The sequence below is a fragment of the Streptomyces sp. NPDC005863 genome (genome assembly GCF_042871345.1).
Lineage (GTDB): Bacteria > Actinomycetota > Actinomycetes > Streptomycetales > Streptomycetaceae > Streptomyces.
Map to the genome: position 1 here is coordinate 176,694 of NZ_JBIAII010000006.1, position 25,406 is coordinate 202,099.

26 protein-coding genes and 1 tRNA gene are annotated in these 25,406 nt (G+C 71.1%); 16 read left to right on the forward strand and 11 right to left on the reverse strand.

Annotated elements, in window-relative coordinates:
• Nucleotides 1-3: 3 nt before the first annotated feature.
• Nucleotides 4-690, reverse strand: a complete 687-nt coding sequence (gene snpA / locus ACFYO9_RS22305) for a snapalysin (protein ID WP_358774925.1) — start codon at nt 688-690, stop codon at nt 4-6.
• 171 nt (nt 691-861) lie between these two features.
• Nucleotides 862-2,127 carry an MFS transporter gene (locus tag ACFYO9_RS22310; protein ID WP_358774923.1) on the reverse strand — a complete coding sequence of 422 codons (1,266 nt, stop codon included), beginning with the start codon at nt 2,125-2,127 and terminating at the stop codon, nt 862-864.
• Between the two features lie 207 nt (nt 2,128-2,334).
• Here ACFYO9_RS22310 and ACFYO9_RS22315 point away from each other — a divergent pair, with 207 nt between their 5' ends.
• Complete coding sequence (locus ACFYO9_RS22315; protein ID WP_358774922.1) at nt 2,335-2,805, forward strand: PPOX class F420-dependent oxidoreductase; 471 nt, start codon at nt 2,335-2,337, stop codon at nt 2,803-2,805.
• Nucleotides 2,806-2,863: 58 nt separating this feature from the next.
• Here the strand turns inward: ACFYO9_RS22315 and ACFYO9_RS22320 are convergent, their stop codons facing one another.
• Together ACFYO9_RS22320 and ACFYO9_RS22325 are read right to left on the reverse strand one after the other, a co-directional pair.
• Nucleotides 2,864-3,052: a hypothetical protein gene (locus ACFYO9_RS22320; protein WP_355807668.1), complete on the reverse strand. Its 189-nt coding sequence runs from the start codon at nt 3,050-3,052 to the stop codon at nt 2,864-2,866.
• Between the two features lie 123 nt (nt 3,053-3,175).
• Complete coding sequence (locus ACFYO9_RS22325; protein WP_358774921.1) at nt 3,176-7,615, reverse strand: hypothetical protein; 4,440 nt, start codon at nt 7,613-7,615, stop codon at nt 3,176-3,178.
• 413 nt (nt 7,616-8,028) lie between these two features.
• Here ACFYO9_RS22325 and ACFYO9_RS22330 point away from each other — a divergent pair, with 413 nt between their 5' ends.
• The 3 genes from ACFYO9_RS22330 to ACFYO9_RS22340 all read left to right on the forward strand — a co-directional run bounded on the left by ACFYO9_RS22330 (nt 8,029) and on the right by ACFYO9_RS22340 (nt 10,473).
• Entirely contained in the window at nt 8,029-8,772 is a 744-nt protein-coding gene (locus tag ACFYO9_RS22330; RefSeq protein ID WP_358774919.1) for a peptidase inhibitor family I36 protein, read from the forward strand.
• Nucleotides 8,773-8,797: 25 nt separating this feature from the next.
• Nucleotides 8,798-9,235 (forward strand): hypothetical protein, encoded by a 438-nt coding sequence (locus ACFYO9_RS22335; protein ID WP_355807664.1) that lies wholly within the window; start codon nt 8,798-8,800, stop codon nt 9,233-9,235.
• Between the two features lie 245 nt (nt 9,236-9,480).
• The gene (locus tag ACFYO9_RS22340) at nt 9,481-10,473 is read left to right on the forward strand and encodes a hypothetical protein (RefSeq protein WP_358774917.1); all 993 of its coding nucleotides are present in this window, start codon (nt 9,481-9,483) and stop codon (nt 10,471-10,473) included.
• A 45-nt stretch (nt 10,474-10,518) separates the two neighbouring features.
• Here ACFYO9_RS22340 and ACFYO9_RS22345 read toward each other — a convergent pair whose 3' ends face one another.
• Nucleotides 10,519-10,998 (reverse strand): hypothetical protein, encoded by a 480-nt coding sequence (locus ACFYO9_RS22345; protein WP_355807660.1) that lies wholly within the window; start codon nt 10,996-10,998, stop codon nt 10,519-10,521.
• 117 nt (nt 10,999-11,115) lie between these two features.
• Here ACFYO9_RS22345 and ACFYO9_RS22350 point away from each other — a divergent pair, with 117 nt between their 5' ends.
• A complete protein-coding gene (locus ACFYO9_RS22350) occupies nt 11,116-11,385 on the forward strand; it encodes a hypothetical protein (RefSeq protein WP_355807658.1) in 270 nt (89 codons plus the stop codon).
• Nucleotides 11,386-11,572: 187 nt separating this feature from the next.
• On the forward strand, nt 11,573-11,827 hold the full coding sequence (locus ACFYO9_RS22355; RefSeq protein ID WP_358774914.1) for a chaplin: 255 nt from the start codon (nt 11,573-11,575) through the stop codon (nt 11,825-11,827).
• Nucleotides 11,828-11,902: 75 nt separating this feature from the next.
• On the opposite strand, the gene ACFYO9_RS22360 is transcribed toward ACFYO9_RS22355, so the two are convergent.
• Genes ACFYO9_RS22360 through ACFYO9_RS22375 form a run of 4 tightly spaced genes read right to left on the reverse strand, consistent with a single transcriptional unit; the run spans nt 11,903 to nt 13,712 of the window.
• Complete coding sequence (locus tag ACFYO9_RS22360; RefSeq protein WP_355807655.1) at nt 11,903-12,061, reverse strand: SHOCT domain-containing protein; 159 nt, start codon at nt 12,059-12,061, stop codon at nt 11,903-11,905.
• Entirely contained in the window at nt 12,058-12,921 is an 864-nt protein-coding gene (locus ACFYO9_RS22365) for a helix-turn-helix transcriptional regulator (RefSeq protein ID WP_358774912.1), read from the reverse strand. The genes ACFYO9_RS22360 and ACFYO9_RS22365 overlap by 4 nt, the downstream gene beginning before the upstream one ends.
• 22 nt (nt 12,922-12,943) lie before the next feature.
• A complete protein-coding gene (locus ACFYO9_RS22370) occupies nt 12,944-13,480 on the reverse strand; it encodes a DUF6879 family protein (protein WP_355807651.1) in 537 nt (178 codons plus the stop codon).
• Entirely contained in the window at nt 13,440-13,712 is a 273-nt protein-coding gene (locus ACFYO9_RS22375) for a hypothetical protein (RefSeq protein ID WP_355807649.1), read from the reverse strand. Before ACFYO9_RS22375 ends, ACFYO9_RS22370 begins: the two co-directional genes overlap by 41 nt.
• 228 nt (nt 13,713-13,940) lie before the next feature.
• Here ACFYO9_RS22375 and ACFYO9_RS22380 point away from each other — a divergent pair, with 228 nt between their 5' ends.
• Nucleotides 13,941-14,309, forward strand: a complete 369-nt coding sequence (locus ACFYO9_RS22380; RefSeq protein WP_358774910.1) for a hypothetical protein — start codon at nt 13,941-13,943, stop codon at nt 14,307-14,309.
• 162 nt (nt 14,310-14,471) lie between these two features.
• Nucleotides 14,472-14,633 carry a hypothetical protein gene (locus ACFYO9_RS22385; RefSeq protein WP_358774908.1) on the forward strand — a complete coding sequence of 54 codons (162 nt, stop codon included), beginning with the start codon at nt 14,472-14,474 and terminating at the stop codon, nt 14,631-14,633.
• A gap of 144 nt (nt 14,634-14,777) precedes the next feature.
• On the opposite strand, the gene ACFYO9_RS22390 is transcribed toward ACFYO9_RS22385, so the two are convergent.
• Together ACFYO9_RS22390 and ACFYO9_RS22395 are read right to left on the reverse strand one after the other, a co-directional pair.
• A tRNA-Arg gene (locus tag ACFYO9_RS22390) sits at nt 14,778-14,850 on the reverse strand.
• Between the two features lie 111 nt (nt 14,851-14,961).
• On the reverse strand, nt 14,962-15,876 hold the full coding sequence (locus ACFYO9_RS22395) for a 4'-phosphopantetheinyl transferase superfamily protein (RefSeq protein WP_358775075.1): 915 nt from the start codon (nt 15,874-15,876) through the stop codon (nt 14,962-14,964).
• 269 nt (nt 15,877-16,145) lie between these two features.
• Here ACFYO9_RS22395 and ACFYO9_RS22400 point away from each other — a divergent pair, with 269 nt between their 5' ends.
• From ACFYO9_RS22400 to ACFYO9_RS22435, 8 genes are read left to right on the forward strand one after another with little or no spacing between them, the layout of a single operon-like run.
• Entirely contained in the window at nt 16,146-18,281 is a 2,136-nt protein-coding gene (locus ACFYO9_RS22400; RefSeq protein ID WP_388666510.1) for a beta-ketoacyl synthase N-terminal-like domain-containing protein, read from the forward strand.
• Entirely contained in the window at nt 18,278-19,042 is a 765-nt protein-coding gene (locus ACFYO9_RS22405; protein WP_358774905.1) for an alpha/beta fold hydrolase, read from the forward strand. The genes ACFYO9_RS22400 and ACFYO9_RS22405 overlap by 4 nt, the downstream gene beginning before the upstream one ends.
• A 23-nt stretch (nt 19,043-19,065) precedes the next feature.
• Entirely contained in the window at nt 19,066-19,923 is an 858-nt protein-coding gene (locus tag ACFYO9_RS22410) for a 3-hydroxyacyl-CoA dehydrogenase NAD-binding domain-containing protein (protein ID WP_358774903.1), read from the forward strand.
• A gap of 3 nt (nt 19,924-19,926) precedes the next feature.
• Entirely contained in the window at nt 19,927-20,196 is a 270-nt protein-coding gene (locus tag ACFYO9_RS22415; RefSeq protein WP_358774902.1) for a phosphopantetheine-binding protein, read from the forward strand.
• Nucleotides 20,193-21,422, forward strand: a complete 1,230-nt coding sequence (locus ACFYO9_RS22420; protein WP_358774900.1) for an acyl-CoA dehydrogenase family protein — start codon at nt 20,193-20,195, stop codon at nt 21,420-21,422. The genes ACFYO9_RS22415 and ACFYO9_RS22420 overlap by 4 nt, the downstream gene beginning before the upstream one ends.
• Nucleotides 21,419-22,624 carry a hypothetical protein gene (locus ACFYO9_RS22425; protein WP_358774898.1) on the forward strand — a complete coding sequence of 402 codons (1,206 nt, stop codon included), beginning with the start codon at nt 21,419-21,421 and terminating at the stop codon, nt 22,622-22,624. The genes ACFYO9_RS22420 and ACFYO9_RS22425 overlap by 4 nt, the downstream gene beginning before the upstream one ends.
• Complete coding sequence (locus ACFYO9_RS22430; protein WP_358774897.1) at nt 22,621-24,003, forward strand: acyltransferase domain-containing protein; 1,383 nt, start codon at nt 22,621-22,623, stop codon at nt 24,001-24,003. The genes ACFYO9_RS22425 and ACFYO9_RS22430 overlap by 4 nt, the downstream gene beginning before the upstream one ends.
• The gene (locus ACFYO9_RS22435; RefSeq protein WP_358774895.1) at nt 24,000-25,406 is read left to right on the forward strand and encodes a condensation domain-containing protein; all 1,407 of its coding nucleotides are present in this window, start codon (nt 24,000-24,002) and stop codon (nt 25,404-25,406) included. The genes ACFYO9_RS22430 and ACFYO9_RS22435 overlap by 4 nt, the downstream gene beginning before the upstream one ends.

Here is a 25,406-nt window from a genome sequence, read left to right on the forward strand (position 1 = left end):
GGGTCAGCGGACCTTGGTCAGTACGCCCTTGTCCTGGAGGGCCGCGATCCCGTTGGCCCAGAGGGCGTTGACGCGCTGCCGCTCCTGCGCGTTCGGGTAGGGGTTGGTGCAGGACGTGCCGGGGCCGCCGCCCGACATCAGCTCGCTGCAGGGGCCCGAGTAGTGGTCGGGCAGACCGAGGACGTGGCCGGTCTCGTGGGCCGTCACGCGGGTGGAGTTGTACTGCTGGTTCTGCCGGTAGTCGAGGAAGATGTAACCCCGGCCGTGCCCGTCCGTGGAGGCGTACGAGCCGCGCGAGTCGTTGCCCTCGCGGTACTCGAAGTTGGCGCCCGAGGAGGACTCCTGGAGCTTCACGTTGCTGACGGAGGAGTTCCAGATCTGCGTGCTCTGGGCTATCTGGCTGCGGAAGCTGGGCGCCCGGCTCGTGCTGTACCGGACGGTGACGACCTGGATGCCGGGCTTCGCCGCCTGCTGCTTCAGCGCCGACTTCATGACGGCGTCGAAGAACTGCCGGGTGGCGGTCTTGTCCTCGGCGGATCCGGTGTACCCGGACACGGCAGGGGCGGACGAGGGCTGCACCGACTCGTGCGCCGGTGCCGGTGCCGCGAACGCCGTGGGGGCGGCGGCGAGTGAGGCCAGGAGCGCGGTCGCGCCGAGGGTGGCGGCGAGGCTGGTTCTGGTTCGGTTCATGGGGGTGTGTCCCTTCCGGGCGGGGGCCTGCGGGTGCGGCCTCCGGTCGGGACGAGTATCGGGAGGGCGGGGCGTGTTTGAGCCGATGCCATCTGGCGATAGCGCCATGGCATCAACGGGGTTGCGGGGAGGGCAACTTGAGGACCGCGGCCACGCGAGCGCCCCGCCGGATCACGTCAGCCGCCGGATCCGGTGTACGTCGCGTACGCACAGGTTGAGCAGAGTGGCGGCCACGATGACGCCCGTACAGACCAGCAGGACCGACCGGTCGGCGAACACGGACGAGGCGAGGGCGACGAGGAGATAGCCGAGCGGGATCGCGAGCCGCTCGCCGACCTGGTTGAAGGAGCTCATGCGCCCCAACTCCGCCTCCGGTACGTGCTGTTGGAAGGCAGTGACCCAGGTGACGACCGCAATGTCCAGGGTGACGCCGGCGACCGCCGCGGCGAGCAGCAGCCAGGGCAGCGGAAGGCCGAGCGCGAGACCCGCGAGCGGCACGGCGAGCCCCGCGCCGGCGGTGACGGCGACGGTGAGCAGCCGGATCGGCTTCCACCGCAGACAGACGACCGTCCCGGCGAGGAGTCCCAGCGAGAACGCGCCCTGGATGAGCCCCCAGGTGCGGGCCCCCGCGTACCGCTCCTCGGAGATGACGGGCCCCAGCAGCTGGTAGCCCGCGAGCCAGGCGGCGACGAGCACCGTGCCCGCGGCGGTGTACGTCCACAGCCAGGTCCGCGACCGGAACCCCGCCCAGCCCGCTCGGAGGTCGGCGAGCACGCTGCCCCTGTCGGTCGGCGCGCCGAGCCGCAGCCCGAGCAGGAGCAGCGCCGCGACCGCGAAGGTGACCGCGTCGAAGCCGAGCGCCCACGCCGGGCCGCTGACCGCGACGACCATGCCGCCGACGACGGGCCCGACCACCTTGACGGCGTTGGTGGGCAGCCGGAGCAGGGCGTTGGCCTGCTGCAACTGTCCCGGTGCGACGAGCTGGGCGACGACGCCCTGCGCGGCGGGCGAGGTGAGGGCCACCGCGACGCCCGAGACGAAGCCGCAGGCGGCGATCGAGCCGGTGCCCGCGTACCCGCAGGCCACGACCAGGGTGAGGGCGCCCTGCGCGGCCGCGGCGAGCAGGTTGCCGCGAAAGAGCAGCCGGCTGCGCGAGACCCGGTCCGCGAGGACGCCGCCGACCAGCAGGAAGACGACGGTCGGCACGGTGTTGGTGGCCAGCACGATCCCGAGCGCCCCGGCCCCGCCGCCCGCGCCGATCACCGCGTACGCGAGGGCGAGCGGGGCCATGGCGGAACCGGTGGCGGAGACGAGCTGAGCGAGGACGAACCGCCGGAAGGCGAGGGTGCGGAGGGGAGACGGCTGTGGCGGCGGGGGAGATGGAGGTAGCGGTGGCGGTGGCGTCTGCCCGGTGGCCGCTTCCGTGGCGTTGGTCATGGTCCCCCGGGGCTCGCGGACGGGTGGTTCGGTGTGGCGGGCAGCTTAAGGGGGGGCGGACGGGGAATGCGGTGGGTCCGTGGGGGCTTGCTGATGATGCGGCGTATGACGTGCGTGCCCTTGCCGACGCGGGGGTGGACGTCGTACCGCCCACGCGGTCCGCACTGTCCCGTCCGTACGATCGCCCTGTCCTCGGAGGCCCCGCATATGACGAACACCCTTGGTACGCCCGGCACTTCGGGCACCACCGCCCGGCCGGTCTTCGACCCGTACGCGCTGCTCGCGAAGAGCCGGCTCGGGGTCCTCGCCACGATCAAGTCGGACGGCCGCCCGCAGCTGTCGCCGGTCATGCCCTTCTACGACGCGGAGACGGGGCTCCTCCACGTGTCGATGACCGAGGGCCGGGCCAAGACGGCGAACCTGCGCCGGGACCCGCGGGCCACGCTGGAGGTCACCGGCCCCGACGGCCGCTCCTGGGCCACCGCCGAGGGCATCGCGACCCTCACGGGCCCGGGCACCGACCCGCACGGCCCCGAGGTCGAGGCCCTGGTGACGTACTACCGGACGGCGGCGGGGGAGCACCCGGACTGGGCCGAGTACCGCGCGGCGATGGTGGCCGACCGCCGGGTGCTGATGACGATGACGGTCGACCGGGTGTACGGCGAGGATCTCGGCTGAGCGGCTGAGCGGCTGAGCGGCTGAGCGGCCGAGCGGACGGACCGGTGGGCGAGGCCCGCTACGAGGCGGCGCCCTTGGCGTCCACCACGCCGCCGATGACCAGCAGGACGACGGGGAAGCCGATCAGCAGGGAAGCCATGGTCCAGCCCATCTTCGCCGTTGTCCTGATCGCGACCTTCCTGCACAGCAGGGCCACGGGCACCAGGTAGAGGAACGCGGCGAAGAAGGCCAAGTACAGAAAGCCCATGAGGATTTCTCCCTAGACGTGCGGAGGGGGGCGGGCCGGCCGGTCCGGGCCGGTCCGTCCCCCTCTTCGTGCAGTGGATCAGTCGGTGGTCATGCGCTCACTCACCCTCACCGGGTCACTGGGTCACCGGGTGAGGTTCTCGGTGAACTTGTTCGCCGGCTCGTCACAGTGCACCACACTGCCGGGCCGGTTCCCCGGCCCGTCCCCGAGGAACGGAACGGGAGCGTCCACGCCCCACGGATTGCCGCCGCTGCCCCGGTGGAAGACGGAGCAGGAGGCGAAGGCGTTGCCGTTCGGCGCGGTGGCGGGGAAGTTGGAGAAGTTCCGCCAGTCGCCGCCGCTGATGCGGTGGTTCGACTTCCGGCCGAGGTTGTCGGTCAGCCGGTCGTCCACGTACAGGTAGAGGTCCGGCATGTACGACTGGAAGACGATGCCGTCGGACGGGTCGGCGTCCTTGTTCTTCTGCAGGTGCGTCGGCTTCACGGAGCCGTCGGCGCAGAAGGCCGCGGCGATGTCCTGCCAGATCGGCGGGGCGTTGCCGATCATGGAACCGAACATGTTGTTGTTCCACTTCCCGGTGTTCTTGAAGAACATCGAGTAGACGTCCCCGGCGAACCGCCGCACGGTGTGGTTGGTCTCCAGGTCGTCGTTGACCCGGTCCACCCACGCCTTGACGTTGTCGTTGACGGACTTGTGGCCGATCATCGCCCGGTAGCCGTGCACACCGCCGCCGACCCCGCGGAAGTCGACGCACTGCTTGGCGTCGTCCAGACGTGCGCCGCGGAAGTGCGGGAAGTACGCCTGACCAGGGGTGTCACCGTCCTTGTAGGGGTGGGACGTGTGGACGTTGCCGTATTCGAGCGCGTCCTGCGTGGTGTAGTCGATGTCCGGCGCCGGGATGCCGTATTCCTTCTCGATCGCCTGCATGATGTCCGTGACGAAGTGCGGCAGGTGGGCGTTGCCGACGCGGGCGCGGTAGTCGGACCCCACGCTGCCGTCGACGATCTTCCCGTCCTCGCCGACCACGAAGGTCACGTTCACATCAGACTTGATCTTGTAGCTGTTCGGGTCCGCGTACGCCTTGGACGCGGGCGCGGCCGGGTCGGGCCGCTCGTTGGACATGGCCATCCAGCGCGGGATGGAGTGGGCGGGGGCGGAGCCGTCGGCACGCGGCTTCCAGCCGCCCGCCTTGATCTCCTTGGCCCACTTGTCGGCCGCGTCCCACGTCTTCTGGCCCGTGCACTCGCCGACGGCCTTCGCCGAGGGGCAGCGCGCCTTGGAGGACATGCCGACGGCGTCGGCGCCCTCCGGGTTGTTCCACAGCGGACCGTGGTCGGCGAGGCCGAGACCCCAGTCGTAGAGCGCCTTCATCGACTGCACCGGCGAGTTGATCTCGGTCGACACCGGCCAGTTGGAGTTCAGCTCCTGGTTCGGGTCGAAGATCGCCGCGGCGGTCAGCGAGCGGTGCACGAACTTGCCCTTGATCGGCTTGAACGCCACGGAGTTCCAGGCGATGTCGCGGTCCGCGGTGCCCGTCTTCGTGTAGTTCGTGAGCGTCACCTTCGGCGTGCCCGTGAACTTGTAGGCGCCCAGCGGCACCCACTTGCCGTTGTTCGCGTTCTGGTCGACGACCCGCTCGTAGGGCCCGCCGGACGCGCCGCTGACGACGTACGTCGCGTGCCTGGTCTGCGCCCCGGTGTCGGGGACGTAGGCGTAGACGGCGGCGAGGTCGTACTTCTTGCCCGCCGTCCACTCGCCCTCGACCGTCATCCGGTTGCCGGCGCCGCCGAGGTGGTCCTCGTTACGGGTGTGGGTGTACCAGAAGTGGCCGCCGTGGCCGCCGCCGATGGAGTGCAGATCGGCCTTCGCCTCGTAGTGCTTGTCCCAGTCGGGATGGAAGGTGAACCGGAACGAGCCCGTCGAGGACGCCTTGCCGCACGTGGACCAGGTCGGCGTCCCATTGGGTACGGAGGCGACGACGTCGGAGCCCGCGGGGGCGCCCCCGCACACCGGGTCGCCGTTCTTCAGCCGGTAGCCGCGGCCCGGCTCGGAGCGCAGCGTGACGTACTTGATGCTCTCGTGCCCGCACGTCTGGTCGCAGTCGGGCTTCCACACCGCCTTCTCCTGCGTCCACCAGAACTGCCGGTAGCAGGCCTCGTCCGGGCAGTCGACCGGGTTGGCCGGGTCGCAGTTGTTCTTCTTGTTGCAGAACGTGTCCAGCGGCGGGCTGACGCGGGAGCGGTCGGCGATGCTCGCCCACCACGCGGGACGGAACCCGGCGGTGTTGAAGCCGGACTCGCCCTTCCAGTCCTGCCTGCCGTCCGTGCCGTAGGAGAAGCCGGTGTCGATGGACCAGGCGGACCAGCCCATCACCTTCTCCTCGTACGGCCAGTCCTGCGGGTGCGCCGCGTCACGGATGTTGTCCGCATTGAGGCTGACATCCATGAACGGGTGGTCCCAGGCACCCTTCTTGTACATGGGGTTGGCCGGGTTGTTGTACCAGCCGAGGCCCCAGTGTCCGCCGTTCTTGCCCGACTCCGACCTGGGGTTGAAGCCGAGGTTGTAGTTCCAGGCGGCGGTGAACCAGTTCTCCATGCGGGACGGATCGTCGTTGTTGACCGTGATCTTCTGCCCGTCCTTGTGCACCTCGTTCCACTTGTCGGCGAGGATCTTCATGGAGGCGGCGATGTTGGTCGCGTAGTCGACCGCGATGACCTTCTGCAGCTTCGGGTCGAGGCTCGTCTCGTCCTTCTTCTCGTGCCCCTTCAGGCGCATGCCGTCGGTGACCTGGCCGACGCCGTAACCGCAGTCGGACTTGTCCCAGTTGATGCGCCAGTAGCCGAGGAGCGTGTCCTTCGCCTTGTGGCCGTAGTAGCCGTCCACGGCGGCCAGCGGATTGCCCATCTGGCCCGGGATCGCGCCGGACTCGGCCTGCCACAGGTTGGACTCCTGCGCCAGGATGCCGAGGAGCACGCTCGCCGGGATCCGGCCGCCCCCGTTCAGCTTCGGCAGCGGGAACAGGCCCTGTGGGTCGATCGTGCCGAGCCCCGCCTGGCCCCGGTAGTCGCCCTGGCGGATCCACTTGGCGCGCAGCTCACCGCGTACGGCCATGTCCACCGCCCACTCCACCTGGTTCGGCGTCGGCTGCAACGCCTGGGCGCTCATGTCGTTGCGTGAGACGGAGCACCAGCGGTCGGTGTCGACGGGATCGTGCGAGACGGGCGTGGATGCGGCCGCGGTCTTGACGGCCGAGACGCGGGTCAGCGTGCGCGGCTCGCTGTCGCCGGTCAGGGCGGGGGAGAGGCCCGCGGTGGTGCGCGGCTGCGCCGACTCGACCCGCTGCTCGACCTCCTCGCCGGTGGTCGTCGCGGTCGACGTCACCGTGAGGGTGGTCTCGTCGTCCGCGGTGCCCGGGGCCCGGCCGGAGCGCGAACGCACGCCCGCCTCGGGCTCGTTCGCCTTGTCGAAGCCCTTGCCCGCGCCCTTGATGCGGGTCAGTCCGGCGCGGACGCCGGGGGTGAGGACGGGCTCGACGGCGAGCCGGCCGTGCGAGGAGAGGTCGGTGTCGGCGGGCGCGTCGACCCGGGTGACCCCGCTGTCCCGCAGCCGTACGTCCTTGGCCTCGCCGGTCAGGAAGGTGCGGCCCCGCGCGCCGGGTTCGAGGCCGAGGTCGCCGAGGCGGCCGGTGGCGATCGTGCGGGGCTCGCCGTGCCCGTCGTACACCTTCGCCCGCGCCGTCCTCGTGCCCCTGCGGTCCACGAAGCCGACGCGGTCGCCGCCCATGGGGCGGATGTCGAAGGGGACGCTGTCGCCCTCGGCGACCTTGCGGATCCTGCCCTTGCCGTCGACGTGGACGAGGTCGCGGCCGAGACCGGCGACCACACCGTCCTTCACGGGCGCCGCCGACGACACCTGGCCGCGCAGCTCACCGGTCTCGGCGATGGCCCTGCCCGCCGTGTCCACCGTGATCACCCGCGTCTTCACCTGCGACACGTCGTTCATGTCGCGGTACTGGGTGAAGGCCGCGGTGTGCGTGGTGGTGTTACAGGTGGGGTCGAAGTAGGCGAGGGTGCCGGTGAACGGCAGCTTCGTCACATCCCCCGTCCTCGTGTTCACGATCGCGGTGAACGCGCCGCCCTGCATCAGGTCCGGCTTGTTGGTGAACGCGCGCGGCGCGTACACGGCGGCGACATGGGAGTCGTCCATGACGCACTGGTTGCCGATCCACGAATCGGCGGGCATTCCGGGCTCGTTGAGGACGGCGGCGGTCTTCCACGCGTACGCCTCGTCCGACGCGGCGGCGAGGATGCGCAGCCCCTCGGAGTCGGCGGCGGCGGTGACGGCCCGGTCCTTCGAGGTGTCCCAGTCCTTGCCGAGCTTCTCGTCGGGGTCGACGACGGCACCCGAACCGGGCCCGTCTGCGGCCGACTTCGGCCGGGAGGCGACGGTCGTGCCGTCGGGCGCGGCGTGGGCCGTGCCGGTCTGGATCAGCCCGGCCAGGATCGCGGCGGCCGCGAGGCCCGCGATCCCGGCGCGTGCCGGTCTCGGTATGTGCGATGTCAACGCATGCTCTTCCTCTCACAGTTGGCGCATGGCAAAGCAGCACCGATGGTGTGTTACGGGTCTTCTCCCGTGATGTCGGTGCGTTGCCGGTCAAGCTGTGAGGTGTGGGGGAAATGGGATTGATCATCGTAAGGCGTGGATAAGGGCAGCTGTAAACCGGGCGCCACGACCGATATATGAGGACCCATCACCACTTGACGCCGCGTCACGACGTGCTTGACCGTGCCGTGAGTCGATCTTGATGAGGCTGTGATCCCTCGCCGTACAACCATGCTTAACGCCACAGATGGGGTGGGTGGCACTTGTCGCCTTTAAGCGGATTCATCCGCTAGGTCGGTGCGCGCTCCACGCAATACGTTCCTTGATCGGATCCGCGCTCCGGAGAACCCGGAGCTCCGTGGGTCCGCTCGAACATGACGTCTTTCTGGGGAACACCCGTGCACATCGGCGCCCGCACCACCATGGCCGCCGCCACCCTCGCCCTCGCGACCGCAGGCATCACCGCCGCTCCGGCCTTCGCCGACAGCTCCCTCCCCGAGGTGCCCGGCGCCGTCTCCGGCACCGCGACCCCCGAAGAGGAGGCGCAGGTCCGCCAGGCGGTGGAGAACGCGCCGAAGGTCGAGATGTACTACCACGGCGAGAGGATCGACTCCCGGTCCGACGACCTCGGCGGCGCGCAGGTCTGCGCCGAGGTGTCGCAGGACGGCACGATGGAGTGCTTCGACGACCAGGCCGAGGCCGACGCCTACCTCGCCGAGCACGCGCCGACTCCGCAGGCGCGCGAGGGCGCGGCCGACCGGAGCGCCCCGAAGGCGGCGCGCGCCGCCGCCCTGCGCAGCAGCTGGCTCGACTGCCCCAAGAGCTGGGTGTGCCTGTGGCAGGACGCGGACTTCAAGGGCCGTCGCCTGCAGTGGCCGACGTACGACACCGCGAAGACCCGCCACCTGGACCAGTACAGCCCGAGCTTCCGGGACAAGGCGTCCTCCGCGTACGTCAACCGCCCCCAGCGCGGTGTCGAGCTGTACGACTTCCGCAGCGGCATGCCCGACCCGCACCTCTTCCTCGGGGCCGGATACACCCGGTACCCGAACTTCAAGAAGATTTCCTACGCTTACGGTGGCAACTGGAACGACAAGGCCGACGCGATCAAGTTCTGAGCGGTCTGAGAGGGAGGAGCGCGTGATGCGCCCCCGGCTGATCCGATCCGCGGCGCTCGCCCTCGGCGCGTGCGTCGCCATCGGCCTCACGAGTGGTTGCGAGTGGACCGACACGACGGCCCAGGGCACCGCCACCGAGCAGGAGACCCTGCCGCCCGACACCGACAAGAAGCAGTCGAGCAAGAACGCCGACGACTTCCGCGCGTGGGTCGAGGCACACGGCACCCAGGAGCAGAAGAAGGCGGCGTCCCGCGTACGGCGCGTCATCGGCGAGTGGGACGACAGAACCGGAAACGCCTACATCTCCACCGACATCAACGGTGGGACGACGCCGGTCAAGGAGCCCATGGCCACCGCACGCGTGCTCGCCGCGGCCTTCGACGACTGGAAGGACTCCGAGGAGGGCCACGTCTCGGTGTACGACGTCTTCGGCAACGCCCTCGTCACTAACAAGGCGTTCTGAGCCGAGGAGTTCTGGGCCGAGGAGTTCTGAGCCGAGCGTTCTGAACTGATGCGGAGTCGGGGCACGGCGCGCTTGCTGCGCCGTGCCCCGGACCGTACAGGAGGGCGTATGCGGCGCAACTGCCCCTCATGGGTCACGGGTTCCCCACGGCCACCGCGCAGTGGTGACACCCGTCGGATTCAGGCCAGTAAACTGCGCGCGCTCGAAAGGCGTCGCGGGAAGGCCGCGGGAAGGCAGGGAGAACAGTGGCTCACGGGGGATATCAGGGCTGGTCACCGCGGAACACGCCACCGCAGGGCGGGGGTACGCCGCAGGGTGGCGGCACACCACCGCAGGGAGGCGGCGCGCCGCCTCCGAACATCCCGCCGCAGGGCGCCCCGCACCCGTACGCGCCCCCGCCCCCGAACCCGTACCCCTACACCCACCCGCAGCCCCACCCCCACCCGTATCCGCTGCCGCCGCAGCCGGTCCGCCGGCGGCGTTCCGGCTGCGGTTTCCTCTTCGTCTCGCCGCTCATCCCGGTGATCCGCTCCGCCCGCCGCCGGGCGGAGGCGATCTTCAACCAGCCGGGTGCCGGTCACATCCCGGACCCGCTGGTGTCGAAGGTGCAGCTGTGGCGCGCGCTGGTGGGCGCGGCCGCGACGCTCTACCTGATCTACGCCTACGGCGCGGACGACGGCTGGAGCGGCGTCGCCAACGACGGCGTGGTCAAGCTGATCATGGCTCCGATCCTGCTCATCATCACGGGCCCGCTGGTGGTGATGGGCTTCATCCGTTACGCCCCCGCCGAGCACCGCCCCGTGCTCCGCTCCCGGCTGCGGGCGCCGCTGAAGGCGGTGGGCTGGTACGTCGGCATCCTGGTCGGCGTGGTCCTCGTCCTGGTGGGCAGCGCGCTCATCCTGAAGCAGAACTACGGCACGCTGATCAACGGCCTCATCGCCCTCGCCCTGCTCATCGGCCTCATCTGGCTGCTGCCGTTCATGCTGTTCTCCTCGGCGTACGCGGCCCGCTACGCCTTCAACACGTCCAACGTCCACGCGGCCCTGCCGGCCGCGCTGACCGTCGTACTCGTCTGGGAACTGATGCTCAGCAGCCTCGCCCTGGACGGCGGCCTCCCCCACGGCCCGCCGGCGGCCCAGTGGTGCGCGGTCCTGGGCGGCCCGATCTCGGTCACGGCGGTGGCCCTCTGGGAACTCCACCGGATGCGGACGCGGTATGGGGTGCGGGTGCGGGTCTGAGGGCGGGGCTCTGCCTCGTGTCCACCCGCTCCTCCCTCCCCGGCGTCAACCCCGCGGGAGGGCCCCGGGGGCACCGAGGTCCCTGCGCATGAGGGTGCGGAGCTCGCCCACCGCCGCGTCGAACTCGTCCTCGAGTTCCCGATAGGCAGGGCTGTCGACCGCGGTGCCGCCCATGAGCAGATCCCGCGTGTCCCTCAGGGCCACGAACGCGGTACGCGCGGCCTCGACGACCTCGTGCGGCGCGGTGATGGCCAACTGGTGCCGGAGCTCGTACGCACCGGGCGCCAGGAACAGTTCCCGCACCCGCTGTGGGCGCTCCTCGACGGACATGTGGTCGTGCACGCACTCGTCGAGCGCCGTTCGCGTGCGTGAGAGCGCGGCGGTGTACTCGGCGTAGAGCTGCCTACGTACGTCGAGGCTCTGCCCGGCGCGCTCCCTGCGCCAGCGGAGCCGATCGGTGACCAACGTCGACCCGATCCCGATGGCCGCGCCAAGTGCCGTACTGACGGGGGATATCCACTCCATGGCGGACCTTATCGCCGGTCGACCGTAGAGGGGGCCTGTATCAAGATCAAGTCCGCCGCGGGACGCTTCCTGTCCGGTGAGTACTCTGGCGATCACTGCACGTAGAAGCTGGGGTTCTTGAACATGTGGGTTCTGTACGGCGCCTGTATCGCCGTCTTCCTGTCCATCGCGATCCGGCTGGTCCTGGGGCGGAACTCGGTGGTGCCGCCGTGGCGTGACACGACCTCGATCGCCGTCGGAGTCGTCGTAGGAGCCGCCGTCTACATAGCGGCGACCACCGCGGCCCACGTGGAGAGCCAGCTCGCCATCGCGTCGGCCCTGCTGTGGCTCACGGCCTCGACCAGCGCTGCCAACGCCGTACGGGAATCGCGCCCCTCCCACAGCTGAAGGGACCGCCGCACCCCGCCTGCTCGCGCCGCACGGGGCGTACGGCGGGGCCCGGAGTCCCACGGACGGACGGTTCCGTACCGGCAGACGGCCCACGACAGCTTTACCGGCACGCGCGACGGGCGAGACCTGACAGGTCCGTTCCGCAGGCCCGTTCCTCAGGCCCGCCCCACCCCGGAGGTACCCCATGCGCATGCGCACGATCCTCGCCACCGCCGCGCTCGCCACCGTCACCGTCATCGGCGGCGCCACCGCCGCCGTCGCGTCCCCCGGCCCGGACGCCGGCGCCCACGCCAAGGCCGTGGCGGCGCATTCCCCCGGCCTCCTGAGCGGCAACGTCATCCAGGTCCCGGTCAACGTCGACCTCAACCTCTGCGGCAACACGGTCAACGTCGTCGGCCTGCTGAACCCGGCGGTCGGCAACAAGTGCAGGGCTCACTGAACAGCCCGCGTACCTGACGGAGCCGGGCCGGGCCCCCAGCCGACATCCATGGCCGGGGGCCCGGCGGGCCCACCCCTACAGGCTGTCCAGGATCTTCTCCCGGCGGTCCCGGTACTCCTCGTCCGTGATCGCCCCGGCGGCCCGAAGCTGATCGAGGGTCGCCAGGCGTGACGCGATGTCCCCGCCGGCGGGAGCGGGGGCGGGAGCACGCCCCGTTCTAAGGCTCTTCGTCAAGCCTCGTCGCCGTCGAGCGCGCCGATCGCACGGGTGATCAGAGCGCGTGCGTCTGCGCCATACACAGCCATGCCGCGCAGCTGCTCAAATGCCTTCAGGTACAGGGCGATCTCCGACGGCTGCGTCACGTTCACCTGTGCCGACAGCAGTTCCACCGAGACGAGGGTGTCGTCGTATATGTGGAACAGCTCCTGCGGCCACAGGGCGCGCTCCGGCGTGCCGGACGGAATGACGCCGAGGGACACGGCGGGCATTGCCCCAGCCGTGAGCAGGTGGCCCAACTGGGCGGCCATCGCTGCGCGGTCGCCCAACTGGTAGCGGAGAACTCCCTCCTCCACCACGAGGAGAAAGCGGTGACCGACCTGGTGGACGATGCCGGAGCGTTCAACTCTCGCCCGGGCTGCGTCCTCTGCGTCGTTCGGCACGTCGAGCAGTTCCGCATTCGCGCTCAGCAGAGCCTTGGCGTATCCCTCGGTCTGCAGCAGGCCGGGGACCAACGTGGGCGAGTAGACGCGGAAGAGCCGGGTCGACCGGTACAGGTCGAGGTAACTGTCCTGCAGCTGGCGGAGCCCCTGCTTCGTCCGCTGCCGCCACTCCCTGTACAGGGACTCCGCGTTGAGTGAGGCGGCGATCAGGTCGTCGATCTGATCGTGGGCCTCACAGTGCCTGCACCACAGCCGGATGTCGGTGGGCGACGGAGGAGTCTTGGCGTGCTCGATGCGCGAGGTCTTGGCGTGGTGCCAGCCGCACCGGTGGGCCAGCTCGACAACCGTGAGTCCCGCGCTCTTGCGTATGCCGCGGAGCCGCGCGGCCACAGCTTTTCGGGCGGTCTGGGCGGATGACGACGGGGAGTTGGGCATGGGCTGACCGTCCGGTCCTCCTTCAGCGAATCTTGTACTCGGCGTGCGGGATGGCTCTGTCCCAGACCGCTTCGAACGCGTCAACGCACTGCTGCACCACCGCAGGGTCGGTGCGCAACTCCAGCCCCGGAGCGGACCATTCACCGTCACCGGTGAAGTGGTTGAACAGCACTCGCGCCCCGTCGAAGATCCACAGATCGCAGCCGGGCACGAGAAGGTCGACGGCCTGGCGGCGCGACAGCCACCGGACGTCCTCGCCGGCGTGAACGTTGATGGCCGTGCCCGCGTGCTCGTAACGGATGTAGTCGGTCACCGGCTCCGACACGATGCGCGCCCGCCGGACCCGCACGCCACGGGCGGTCGCCCTGGTGATGAGGTCGACCCACGGCGCCCAGTACGCGGAGGCTGGATCGGCATCCCTCCGTCCGGTCCTGCGCCAGTGGTCGAAGTCCTCGGCCTCGTCGCCGACGCCGTACACGTCGCGCATCTCCAAGTGGACGGCTGACCGCGTGCTGGCCTCAAGCAGGTCGTTGAAGTTGAGCTCGCCACTCGGCGGCATCACATGCCTCCCTCAACATGACTACGAGGTGAGCCGGAATTCGGATCACCGTTTCGTGGGCGGGGATGCCCTTGGCGTGTCCGGGTGCGGTGTTCTCGGCGCACTCGGACAAGGTCGCTGCGTCGGCGGTGTAACTCTGCAGGACGATGTCAGCCGTGGCCGTGTCGACCCAGACTGTCGGGGATCCGCTCTGTCCTGTGTTCGGGTCAATGCCGATGAACTCTAAGGCCATGGCTGCCCTCTCTTCGTGAGCTGTGCTCAGTTGTGCACCACCGTCGACCCATCACGTTTCGCGGTCAAGGCCTACAACGCGCCATCGGACCTGGCCGGCGGAATCTATGCACATCCGTGCACGACAGTGGAGTTGGCGCACGTCACGCTTCTAGCGTCGGAAACACAGCGAAGCCCCGGCGGACCGCGTGAACGGCTCCAGGGCATGGCCGACTGGTAAGGAGTCGACGTGGCCGACATTCCGGTCCTACCCTCCGGCACAGGAAGTAGTGCAGGAACTCTCCAGGCACCCCTCGAACTGCCCGATCCCGGCAGCCTCGCCGAGGAGCAGGTGTGCGGTCGACGCTGCGTCTGGTGTGCGGCCGGCCTGAACAACTCCACCGCCGTCGACCTGGGAGCGCGTGAGGTCGACGCCCACGGCAGCGGGGCACGCTGGTTCCCCCGGGGCTGCCGTGCCTGCGCCTACGCCCACTTCTGCGAGGCGTCCGACCAACATCGGCAGGGCTGCAAGCAGTGCTCCACCGGCCTCCCCTGGTGCACCACGGGTCAGAGGCTGTTCGGCGCGGCCGTGCGGATCAGTCGACAGGTGCGGCGATGACCGACGCGCCGGATCCGGTTCTTGTCCCGTGCGCGCCGTGCCTGCGGCAACTCCTCACGGCAGACCCCGCAGGCCCGCACGGCTGCGGCACCGTCGCAGTCCTCGGCATCGCACAAGACGTTGACAGAGTCGTGGGCCGAGTCTGTTTCTACGGAGACTGTGATGAGTGAGGGCACGCGGTACTGCTGGCGCTGCGACGAGCCGATCCTGCACGGGCAGGCCGTCGTGACGTCCATGAAGGTGTCGATCTCGGCCGGCGGCCACGTCGCCGTCGTGCACGAGCAGTGCCCGAAGCCACCCGCCTACGTCCGCCGCACCCCCTGATCTGCACCCGCGGCCTCGTCGGGAGGAGCGGGACGCCGAGGGCGGCGGCGCATTGCTGTGCGGGCGTGTAGCCAGGGTGCGCGCAAGTAAGGCCCAGGACCGGAGATTCACTCCGTGACCTGGGCCTTTCCCGTTCTGATCTTGTGCCCCCGGCAGGATTCGAACCTGCGACACCCGCTTTAGGAGAGCGGTGCTCTATCCCCTGAGCTACGAAGGCGGTCCAGGCCGTGCCGTTTCCGGCCGGTCTGTGGTGAGCAGGCGCTGCGGTCTGCGATACCGCCGACAGTATAGCGGGTGGCCGTTCCGGGAGTGTCGGCCCCCGGCCTGGTCAGGGGGGCGAGGGGTGGCGGGGCCTGGCGGGCCCGGCCCCTTGTGTCGGCGTCGCCGCGATCGACGCCGACGCCGACGCCGACGCCGACGCCGACGCCGACGCCGACGCCGACGCCGACGCCGACGTCGACTCCGGGGCTGACACCGCCACCGCCGCCGCGAAGCCCGGCGGGGCGGGGACGTCCGTGACGTGCCAGCCCGGCACCGGGTGTGGGTGGGGGTCCGTGCCCACCCGTAGTGTCGCCGCTCCGGCGGACAGGCCCTCGCCGGTTCCCTTGAGCACCGCCTCCTTCCGCGTCCAGCAGCGGGCGAACGCCGCCGGGCGGGCGGACGGCGGCAGGGCGGCGAGTTCCGTGGACTCCTGGGGGTGCAGGGCTGTGGCGACCTCCGACACCACCTCCGGTGACGGCAGCTCCTCCACGTCCACCCCTACCGGGCGGCCGGCCAGCGCGATGAGTGCCGTGTCCGTCGCGTGGGAGAGGGAGAAGTGCAGGTCCAGTGGGTGGTGGCGGGGGTCGACGATCGGGCGTCCGTGCGGACCGCCGCAGCCCGGGCAGTCCGCTCTCGCCAGGCGGACCCCGGCCGGATCGACGTCCAGCTCCGCGCCCAGCAGCTGCCGCAGTGCCACGTGGGCCACTTCGTACAGCGAACGGTCCCGTTCGCGTCGGAATGCCCGCGCCCGCTCCCGTTCCCCGGCGTCGAGTACCGAGAGGTCGGGCCGGAACGTGTCCACCCGCGCCACCCAGAGGCGCGGTTCCCAGTGGTGGCGGCCACCGGTCGTCGCTGCCGTCGGCAGGCGCTCCGGGTCGAAGTCCCGGGGGGCTTCGGCCCAGGTACCGGCCCCCGCGACTGGGCGCGGGCTTCGCACCTCTCTCGGGGCCGCGTGGCAGGCCGTGCCGGCGTCGTCGTGCATCACCCGGACAACCTACGCCGGTTGATGGGGCGGTTCTCGGGCTGCCCTTCCGCCGGCCCCGAGGAAACCACCGCGCCCGCGCGCCGAGTTGGGCCGCGCCACTCCTCTCGGAGCAGCAAGTCGCCGCCGCCAGCAGTGATTTCCAGCCCCCCGAACCCCGCTCCCCGCCTACTCCCTCCCGTGCGTCGAGTCAACCCTTGTGACCCGTCAGGGCGCTGGTTAAGCTCGCCGAGCCGAACACCGAACAGAGGCGGGGCCCCGTGATTACGGTGGACAGACGGATCGCGGTCATAGGTATGACCTGCAAGTTTCCCAACGCGGACGGCCCAGGGGCGTTCTGGCGGAATCTGCTCGACGGCAAGGATTCGATCACTCGAATCAGTGGTCCCGACGGGGTCGCGGCGCGGGGGCTCATCGACGATCCCGAGTGGTTCGACGCCGACTACTTCGGTATTTCGCCACGCGAGGCCCGCATCATCAACCCACAGGCTCGACTCTTCCTGGAGAGCGCCTTGGCCGCGCTCGAGGACGCAGGCCAGGATCCGCAGCGGGTGACCGGAGCGGTCGGCGTCTACGGGGGCGGCGGCGAGAACGCGTACGCGCAGTTGCTCAAGGCGGACCGGGCCGAGCGCCCCTCGGAATCGGCTGCGTCGGCCGCCTCCGACTGGGAGATACGCGTCGCCAACGGGCCCGACTTCCTGTGCAGCAGGGTGGCCCACCGGCTCGGTCTGACCGGTCCGACGATGACCGTGCAGGCCGCCTGCGCCACCTCGTTGGTCGCCGTGCACGCCGCCGTCCAGGGGCTGTTGACCGGCGACTGCGACCTGGCGCTCGCCGGTGGCGTCACCGTGCGGCTGCCGTCCGGTGTCGGCGGCTCCGACGAGGTCGGCATCCAGGCGCCGGACGGCGTGCTGCGGGCCTTCGACGCCGCCGCGACCGGGCTTGTCGGCGGCGACGGCGTCGGCGTCGTGGTCCTGAAGCGGTTCGCGGACGCGTTGGCCGACGGCGACCGCGTCGACGCCGTGATCCTCGGGACGGCGGTCAACAACGACGGCGCCGACCGCATGGGCTTCACCGCCCCGGGCGTCGCCGGTCAGGCCGCGGTCATCGAACGCGCCCAGCGGGTGGCGGGCGTGACACCGGAGTCCTGCACCTACGTGGAGACCCACGGCACCGGCACCCGGCTCGGCGACCCCGTCGAGATCGCCGCCCTCACCCAAGCCTTCCGCCGCGACAGCGCGAGCGAGAGCGGTCATGACGGTGACAGCGGCGACGACCGCGGCAACCCTCGCCTCGGCTACTGCGGAATCGGTTCCGTCAAGACCAACGTCGGGCACACCGATGCCGCCGCCGGCGTCGCCGGTCTGATCAAGACCGTCCTCGCGCTCAAGCACGGGGTCATCCCGCCCAGCCTGCACTTCACCGAGCCCAACCCGGAGATCGACTTCGCCAACAGCCCGTTCCGCGTGGTCGCCCGCGCCGAGGACTGGCGGCCGGCGGGCGTGCCGCGCCGGGCCGGCGTGAGCTCCTTCAGCGTGGGCGGTACGAACGCCCATGTCGTCCTGGAACAGCCCCCCGCCGAAGCGGAGCCGAGCGGGACGCCGAGCGCGCGCGGTCCGTACGTGCTGCCGCTCTCGGCGAAGTCCGCTGCCGCGCTGGACGCCGTCACCGACCGGCTCGCGGGGCGGCTGCGGGCCGAGCCCGGCACCGTACTCGCCGATGTGTCCTGGACGTTGCAGACCGGGCGGCGGGAGCTCCCGTACCGGCGGATCGCGGTGGTACGGGACGTCGCGGACGCCGTACGCGTGCTGGCGGGCGAGGACCCCGAGCGGCTCGTCACCGCCCCCAGAATGGTCTGGCCGTCGGGCGGGACGGCCGGGGTGGCCGGGGCGTCCGGGGAGGACAAGGAGTCGCAGGGCGATCCCGTCGACTTTGGGCGGCGTTGGCTGACCGGTGCCGCCGTCGACTGGGCGGCCCTGCACCGGGGCCGGCGCCCCCGCAAGGTCGCCCTGCCCACGTACCCCTTCGAGCGCCGGCTGTTCACGGTGGAACGGCCCCACCGGCCCCACCGGCCCGCCGCAGCCGCCCCGCCCACCGCACCCGCTACACCCGCCACACCCGCCACACCCGTCGCGCCCCCGGCATCCGCGCCCGCCGGCGAAGTCACGTACGACCTCATCGCGAAGTACTTCGCCGAGATCCTCGATCTCCCCGAGGTGGAGCCCGACGAGAGCTTCTTCGACCTCGGCGGCGACTCCCTCATCGCGACCCGCCTCGTGGCCAGGATCCGCGAGACGTACCCGGTGGAGCTCGCGCCCAAGGAGCTGATCACGGCACCCACGGCGGAGGAGTTCGCCGCGCTGATCGAGGCGAGGCTCGCCTCCGGCCCCGGCCGCAGGCCGTGACGCGGTGGACCGTCCGCCGGCACCGCCGTCCGGACGCCGTCGCCGTCCTCTACTGCTTCCCGCACGCGGGCGGGCTGCCGGGCGAGTACGTCCGTTGGTCCGACGACCTGCCGGGGGTCGAGGTCCGGGGCGTACACCTGCCCGGAAGGACCACCCGCCAGGCCGAACCGGCGCACACGCGGATGGACGCCCTGGTGGACGCCCTCGTCTCGGCCGTCGACTTCGAGAACCCCGACGGTGGGCCGGTCCAACGCCCGTTCCTCTTCTTCGGTCACAGTCTGGGCGCCCTCGTCGCCCTTGAGGTCACACGCGAACTCCAGGCGCGCAACCGGGAGTTGCCGCAACGGCTCATCGTCTCCTCCTGTCCCGCACCCCCGTTGCCGCCCGTCGCGCGGCCCGTGCGCGATCTGTCGGACGACCAGCTGCTCGACGCGATCGAGCGCGGCACGGGCGAGCCCATGGACCATCTGCGGGCCGACGCCGACCTGCGCGCGCACGCGCTCGCGTGCTTCCGGGCCGACTACGCGCTCCTGGAGCGGTACGTGCCGGGGAGCTCCGAGCCGCCGCTGGACCGGCCGGTCACCGTCCTCGCCGGCCGCGAGGAGGCGTACGCGCCCTGGCGTGAGCAGTGGGCGCGGCACACGAGCGCCGCCACCGACCTCACGGTCGCGGCCGGCGGGCACTTCTACTTCCGCGGAGGGCAGGGGCGCGACGATCTCCTGCGCACCCTCCGTGAAGCCATACCGACACCGACTGCATAAGACGACATGAGGGGGAGCAACGGGTGGACCGCATAGGGGTGGTGGGCGCCGGCACGATGGGGCGCGGCGTGGCCGAGCTGTTCGCGGAACACGGGCACGAGGTCGTGCTGGTGGACGTAACGGAGGCCGCCCTGGCATCCGCACGGGACGAGATCGCGCGGAACGTACGGTTCGCTCCGCTGGTCCGCCCCGGGACTCCCGTACGGGAACCGCTGGAGGTGACCGGGCGGATCGACTTCACCGTGGACCTCAAGCGGCTTGGGGACGTGGACTTCCTGGTCGAGAACGTCACCGAGGATTGGGACGTCAAGCGGCCCCTCTACGCCGAGCTCGACGCCCTCTGCCGCCCCGGCGTGCCCTTCGGCGTCAACACCTCCGCGATTCCGATCACGCGGGTCGCCGGGCTCACCGGCCGGCCGGAGCACGTGATCGGCATGCACTTCATGAACCCGGCGCACCTCAAGCCCACCGTCGAGCTGATCCGCGGCCACCACACGTCGGACGCCACGATCGCGCGGACCCGGGCGCTGCTCGACGGGGTCGGCAAGGGGCACGTCCTGGTGGAGGACTCCTCGGGCTTCGTGACGAACCGCGTCGCGATGCTCACCATCAACGAGGCGGTCTTCCTCCTCCACGAAGGTGTCTCCACGGCGGCGGACGTCGACCGGCTCTTCAAGGAGTGCTTCGGGCACGCCATGGGGCCGCTCGAGACCGCGGACCTCATCGGTCTCGACACCGTCCTGCTGTCCCTGAAGGTCCTGTACGACAACTTCGGCGACCCCAAGTACCGCCCCTGCCCCCTGCTCACCCGGCTGGTCGACGCGGGTCTCCACGGGCGCAAGACCGGACAGGGCTTCCATTCCTACGAGTCGGGAGAGTGACCCATGGCTGATGTGACGACCGAGGACGACAAGGTCCTGATCCGGGAGTTCCTCGCCGAGCACGTGCACGGCGTCGAGGTGGACGACGACGAGGACCTGTTCGCCTCGGGTCTGGTGAACTCGCTCTTCGCGGTGCAGCTGGTGATGTGGGTCGAGCGGACCTACGGTCTGGCCGTCGCCGGTGAGGACCTCGCCTTCACCAACTTCCGTTCCATCACGGCCATATCGGAGTTCGTGGAGCACAAGAAGGCGCTCGCCGGAGGCGGCGCGTGATCGTCGAGCCGACGCCCGAACAGCTGCGGCTGCGCCGGGAGATCATCGCGTTCGCCCGGGCGGAGCTCGGCCGTGACGCGGCCGAGGCCGACCGCGGCGCCCGCTTCCCGCGGGAGGACTGGCGGCGGTGCGCCGAGTTCGGCGTGCTGGGCTGGCCGGTGCCCGAGGAGTACGGGGGCCGCGGGTTCGACCCGCTGACCACGATGATGGCGCTGGAGGCGCTGGGTTACGCCTGCCCCGACAACGGCCTGGTGTTCGCGGTGAACAACCACCTCTGGGGCTGCGTGATCTATCTGCTGCTGCACGGCACGGACGAGCAGAAGCGGCGCTTCCTGCCCGGCCTGTGCGACGGCTCGCTCGTCGGCGCGCACGCCCTTTCGGAGCCTGAGGCGGGCTCCGACATCCTCGCCATGACCACCACGGCGGAGCGCGACGGCGACGGCTACCGGCTGCACGGCACCAAGTGCTTCATCAGCAACGGCCCGGTGGCGGACGTCTACGTCACGATCGCCCGCACCGGTACGGGTGCGGGTCCCGGCCGGCAGGACCAGCTGTCGGCGTTCCTGGTCATCGCGGACATGCCCGGCGTGGTGAAGAAGCGCGAGATGCCGAAGATGGGGCTGCGGACCACCCCGATGGGCGTCGTCGAGTTCGACGGCGTGCACGTGCCCGCGGCGAACCTGCTCGGCCACGAGGGCGCCGGCTATCCGGTCTTCACCTCGACCATCGAGTGGGAGCGTTCCTTCATGTTCGCCCCGCACGTGGGCGCCATGGAGCGGCTCCTGGAGACCTCGGTGCGGCAGGCCAACTCCCGCCGCCAGTTCGGCCGGACGCTCGGGACCTTCCAGGCGGTGTCGCACCCCATCGCGGACATGAAGATCCGTCTCGAACTGGCGCGGATGCTGCTCTACCGGGTCGGCTGGCTGAAGCGGCAGGGCCGCCTCGCTCTCCAGGAGGCCACCATGGCCAAGATCTTCATCAGCGAGGGCCTGGTCGAGACGGCGCGGGCCACCGTCGAACTGCACGGCGCCCGCGGCTATTTGGAAGAGTACGGACTTGAGCGCGAGCTGCGCGACGCGCTCGCCGGGCCGATCTACGCCGGGTCCAACTCCGTGCAGCGCGGCATCCTCGCCGAACTCCTCGGCGTGAGCGGGGCGTTGTCGGGCGGGCCGGTTGCGGGCAGGCCGGTCGCGGGTGGGCCGGGGTCCGGGGGTGAGTCGCGGTGACGAACATCCGGCTCGCTCTGGAACCGGCGCTGCCCGGCGAACTCGCCCAGGAACTGGCCCAGCGCGTCTACTTCGTCTCCGACACGATCACCGGCTTCTCCCTGGTCCGCTCGGACGCGTCCGGCGACATCACCGCCGTGGACGTGGAACTCGACGGCCCCGAGGGGAGCGCCCCGGCCGACCCGGCCGAGCTCGCCCGCAAGCTCAACCTGGTGACCGCGAACGACCTGCTCGGGCAGCGTTTCCTGGAGCCCAAGGTGGTCTGGCGCGCCGCCGACACCGGGCCGGCCAAGGACGTGTACGACGAGCTGGTGGCGCGCGGCGCGGCCGTCGAGGCGGGTGCGGGCCAGATCGGCGTCGGCGAGCCCGTCCTGTCGCTGATGGACCACCTGGACGCGCTGCTCCGCGCCCTGGTCGCCGAGGAGTTCGGCGCCCAGGAGTTCCGCTACCCGACGCTGATCACCGCCGACGCGCTGCGCCGCACCGGCTACTTCGAGTCGTTCCCGCAGATGGTGATGACCGTGACGCGGCTGCACGGCGACGTCGACAGCTACCGCGGCTTCCTCGACGACCTCGCGTCCGGCGGCGGCCTGCAGGCGGCGCTCACCGCGCACAGCGGCGGCCACGACCACTGTCTGCCGCCCACCATGTGCTTCCACACCTACCACCAGTTCGCGGATGGCCCGCTGCCGCGGCCGTCGATGGTGGTGACCGCGCGCGGGAAGTCGTTCCGCAACGAGTCCCGCTACCGGCGCTCCCTGGAGCGGCTGTGGGACTTCACGATCCGCGAGATCGTCTTCCTGGGGACGCCGGAGTTCGTCCTCGACGCGCGTCGCAGGCTCATGGAGCGTGCGTACGAGCTGGTGGACGCGCTCGGCCTGGGCGGGCGGTGCGAGGTGGCGGGCGATCCGTTCTTCCTCAACGACACGACCGCGGCGCGCGCCTGGTCGCAGCGGCTCCTTGAGCTGAAGTACGAGCTGCGGCTGCCGCTCGACGGTGAACGCGACGTCTCCGTGGGTTCGTTCAACTACCACGAGCAGTTCTTCGGCCGGTCCTTCGGGATCGCCGGAGAGACGGGCGAGCCGGTCTTCACCGGATGCGCCGGGTTCGGCCTGGAGCGTTTCGCCTACGCGTTCCTGTGCCGGCACGGTCTGGACCCGGCGAACTGGCCGGAATCCGTACGGGCGGCGGTGGCGCCGTGACCGTACGCGAACCCTCGCCGCAACCGGCATCCATACCCACACCCGTATCGCCGCGGCTGCTCACGCTGTGCGCGCCGACCGCGGAGCTGCTGGAGCGGGCCACGGACGACCTCGCCGACCGTCTCGACGCGATGGACGACGCGGCCTTCGCGCGGCTGCCCGCGGTGCCCGCGCCCCCGGCGGAGCCCGGCACGGCACGGCGCGCCGTCCTCGCCGACTCGCCGCGCGACGCCGCGCGGTGGCTGCGCAAGCGGGACCTGCGGCGGGTGTTCACCGGCGGCGGCGAAGAGACCTCCCGGGTGTACCTGTTCTCCGGGGTCGGCGACCAGTACCCGGGGCTCGGCGCCGGCCTGTACCGGTGTCTGCCGGTGTTCCGGCAGGAGCTCGACCGCTGCTTCCGGGTGCTCGCGGACGAACACGGCCTCGACCTGCACCCCGTCCTCTTCCCGCCCGAACCCGAGCTTCCCGGCAGCCCCGCCCCGGCGGGCGGTTTCGACCGGCACACGGCGCCGCAGGAGATCCACCGCACGGTCGTGGCGCAACCGCTGATGTTCGCGCTCCAGTACTCCCTGGCCCGCGCCCTCACCTCGCTCGGCGCCCCGCCTGCCGCGCTCGCCGGCTACAGCGTCGGCGAGTACACGGCCGCGTGCCTGGCCGGGGTGTTCCCCGTCGAGCACGCCCTCGGCCTGGTGACCGGGCGGGCGCGGCTCGTCGACGAGCTGCCGCCGGGCGCGATGCTCGCCGTCGCGGCCGCACCGGAGGCCCTGGCCGGGCCGCTGGACGGGCTGCTCCCCGGGCCGCTGTCGCTCGCCGCGCTCAACGGCCCGCAGCAGACGGTCCTCTCCGGCCCGGCCGACGCCGTCGACGCGGCCGTCGGTCGGCTGACCGGGGCGGGGCTGCCCTCCCAGCGGCTCGCGACCGCGCACGCCTACCACTCGACGATGACCGGGGTGCTGGCCGGACCCCTGGAGGAGCTGCTCGCCGCCGTGCCGCTCGCCCCGCCGCAGGTCCCGCTGCTCTCCAACGTGACCGGAACCTGGCTGCGCGCCGAGGAGGCGACGAGCCCGGCCTTCTGGGCCGGTCAGCTCTCCCGGACGCTGCGCTTCTCGGACGAGCTCGCCGAGATCTGGCGGCTGCCGGACCCGCAGCTCGTCGAGCTCGGCCCCGGCCAGGCGCTCAACCGGCTCGCCCTCGGGCACCCGGACCGCCCGTCGAACGCCCTGGCCTCGGTCGTGCAGACCCTGCCGGGCCGTCTGGAGAGCCGTACGGAGTGGGAGCTGCTGCTCGCCGCCACCGGCCGGCTGTGGGTGGCGGGTGCGGCGGTCGACTGGGCCGCGCTCGCCGAGGACCCGTCAGCAGCCACGAAGGAGCACGCATGAACGACATGACCGAGATCCGTCCGGTGCCGCGCGACGGGACCACGCCCCTGCCGCTGTCGAGCGCGCAGGAACGGCTCTGGTTCATGCAGCAGCTGCGGCCCGGCATGCTCGCCTACCAGTTCCAGGCGAAGATCGTGTTCACCGGGCAGCTGGACGCCGCGCCCCTGGCCGCCGCCCTCACCGAGGTGGTGCGGCGGCACGAGGCCTACCGCACGACCTTCTCCGACGGCCCCGACGGCCCGGTCCAGGTGGTCCACCCGCCCTACGAGGTCGAGCTGCCGGTCCAGGACCTGCGCGGACCCGGCGCGGCGGACGAGGCCGATGTCATCCGGGCCGCGGTCGCCGAGCAGATCCCGGTGGAGCAGCTGCCGCTGGTGAAGTGGCGGCTGCTGCGGACCGCCGACGAGCGGCATGTGCTGCTGCACCAGGAACACCATCTCGTGCACGACGGCTGGGCGTTCAACCTCTTCGTCGACGAACTGTGCGTGCTCTACCAGGCGTACGTGAACGGCGAGCCCTCGCCGCTGCCCGAACCCGAGGTGCAGTTCGCCGACTACGCGGTCTGGCAGCGGTCCTGGCTTGAAGGGCCGGACGCCGACAAGCAGCTCGCGTACTGGCGCGAGCAGCTCGACGGCGTGCCCTACTTCCTCGACCTGCCCACCGACAGGCCCCGCACCCCGGTGCGCCGGTTCACCGGTGACGCGCCGCGCTTCACGGTGCCGGGCGAGCTGGCCGACGCGGCGCGCGCGCTCGCCGCACGGGAGCGGGTGCCGCTGTTCACGGTGATGTTCGCCGCGTTCGAGGTACTGCTCGCGGGCTGGTCGGGGCAGGACGACTTCTGCGTCGCCACCGGGATGGCGGCCCGCACCCGGCCCGAGGTCGACGGCATGTTCGGCATGCTGGTCAACACCGTGGCGCTCCGCGCCGACGTGCGCGGCGACCCGACCTTCCGCGAACTGCTCGGCCGGGTGCGCAGGACGACCTTCGGCGCCCTGGAGAACCAGGAGCTGCCCTTCGACCGGGTGGTGGCGGCGCTGCGGCCGCCCCGGGTGGCGGGCCGCCAGGCGCTGTGCGAGGTGCTGTTCGCCTTCCACGACTCGCCGACGCGCGCCGTGCGGATCCCCGGCCTGGAGATCGAGGTCGTGCCCGGCGTCAGCAACAAGAGCGCCAAGTTCGACCTGAACATCATCGCGATCCCGCGGGCCGAGCAGTCGATCGGGCAGCGGGGCCAGGCCACGACCCAGGCGGTCGAGCTCATCTGGGAGTACGACGGGGACCTCTTCGACGCCGCGACCGTCGCCCGGGCCGCCGAGCGGTACGAGGGGCTGCTCGCCGCGGTGACCGCGGCCCCGGACACCAGGATTTCAGCGCTGACCGGCGCCGGCCGGCGACAGGAGGCATGA

Bases quoted from the DNA above. Each gene is read 5' to 3' on its own strand.
- ACFYO9_RS22375 (WP_355807649.1), bottom strand. From the start codon at position 13,712: ATGGCCTTAGAGTTCATCGGCATTGACCCGAACACAGGACAGAGCGGA.
- ACFYO9_RS22395 (WP_358775075.1), bottom strand. From the start codon at position 15,876: ATGCACGACGACGCCGGCACGGCCTGCCACGCGGCCCCGAGAGAGGTG.
- ACFYO9_RS22335 (WP_355807664.1), top strand. From the start codon at position 8,798: ATGCGCCCCCGGCTGATCCGATCCGCGGCGCTCGCCCTCGGCGCGTGC.
- ACFYO9_RS22310 (WP_358774923.1), bottom strand. From the start codon at position 2,127: ATGACCAACGCCACGGAAGCGGCCACCGGGCAGACGCCACCGCCACCG.
- ACFYO9_RS22345 (WP_355807660.1), bottom strand. From the start codon at position 10,998: ATGGAGTGGATATCCCCCGTCAGTACGGCACTTGGCGCGGCCATCGGG.
- ACFYO9_RS22435 (WP_358774895.1), top strand. From the start codon at position 24,000: ATGAACGACATGACCGAGATCCGTCCGGTGCCGCGCGACGGGACCACG.
- ACFYO9_RS22415 (WP_358774902.1), top strand. From the start codon at position 19,927: ATGGCTGATGTGACGACCGAGGACGACAAGGTCCTGATCCGGGAGTTC.
- ACFYO9_RS22320 (WP_355807668.1), bottom strand. From the start codon at position 3,052: ATGGGCTTTCTGTACTTGGCCTTCTTCGCCGCGTTCCTCTACCTGGTG.
- ACFYO9_RS22385 (WP_358774908.1), top strand. From the start codon at position 14,472: ATGAGTGAGGGCACGCGGTACTGCTGGCGCTGCGACGAGCCGATCCTG.
- ACFYO9_RS22365 (WP_358774912.1), bottom strand. From the start codon at position 12,921: ATGCCCAACTCCCCGTCGTCATCCGCCCAGACCGCCCGAAAAGCTGTG.
- ACFYO9_RS22315 (WP_358774922.1), top strand. From the start codon at position 2,335: ATGACGAACACCCTTGGTACGCCCGGCACTTCGGGCACCACCGCCCGG.
- ACFYO9_RS22370 (WP_355807651.1), bottom strand. From the start codon at position 13,480: ATGCCGCCGAGTGGCGAGCTCAACTTCAACGACCTGCTTGAGGCCAGC.
- snpA (WP_358774925.1), bottom strand. From the start codon at position 690: ATGAACCGAACCAGAACCAGCCTCGCCGCCACCCTCGGCGCGACCGCG.
- ACFYO9_RS22330 (WP_358774919.1), top strand. From the start codon at position 8,029: ATGACGTCTTTCTGGGGAACACCCGTGCACATCGGCGCCCGCACCACC.
- ACFYO9_RS22355 (WP_358774914.1), top strand. From the start codon at position 11,573: ATGCGCATGCGCACGATCCTCGCCACCGCCGCGCTCGCCACCGTCACC.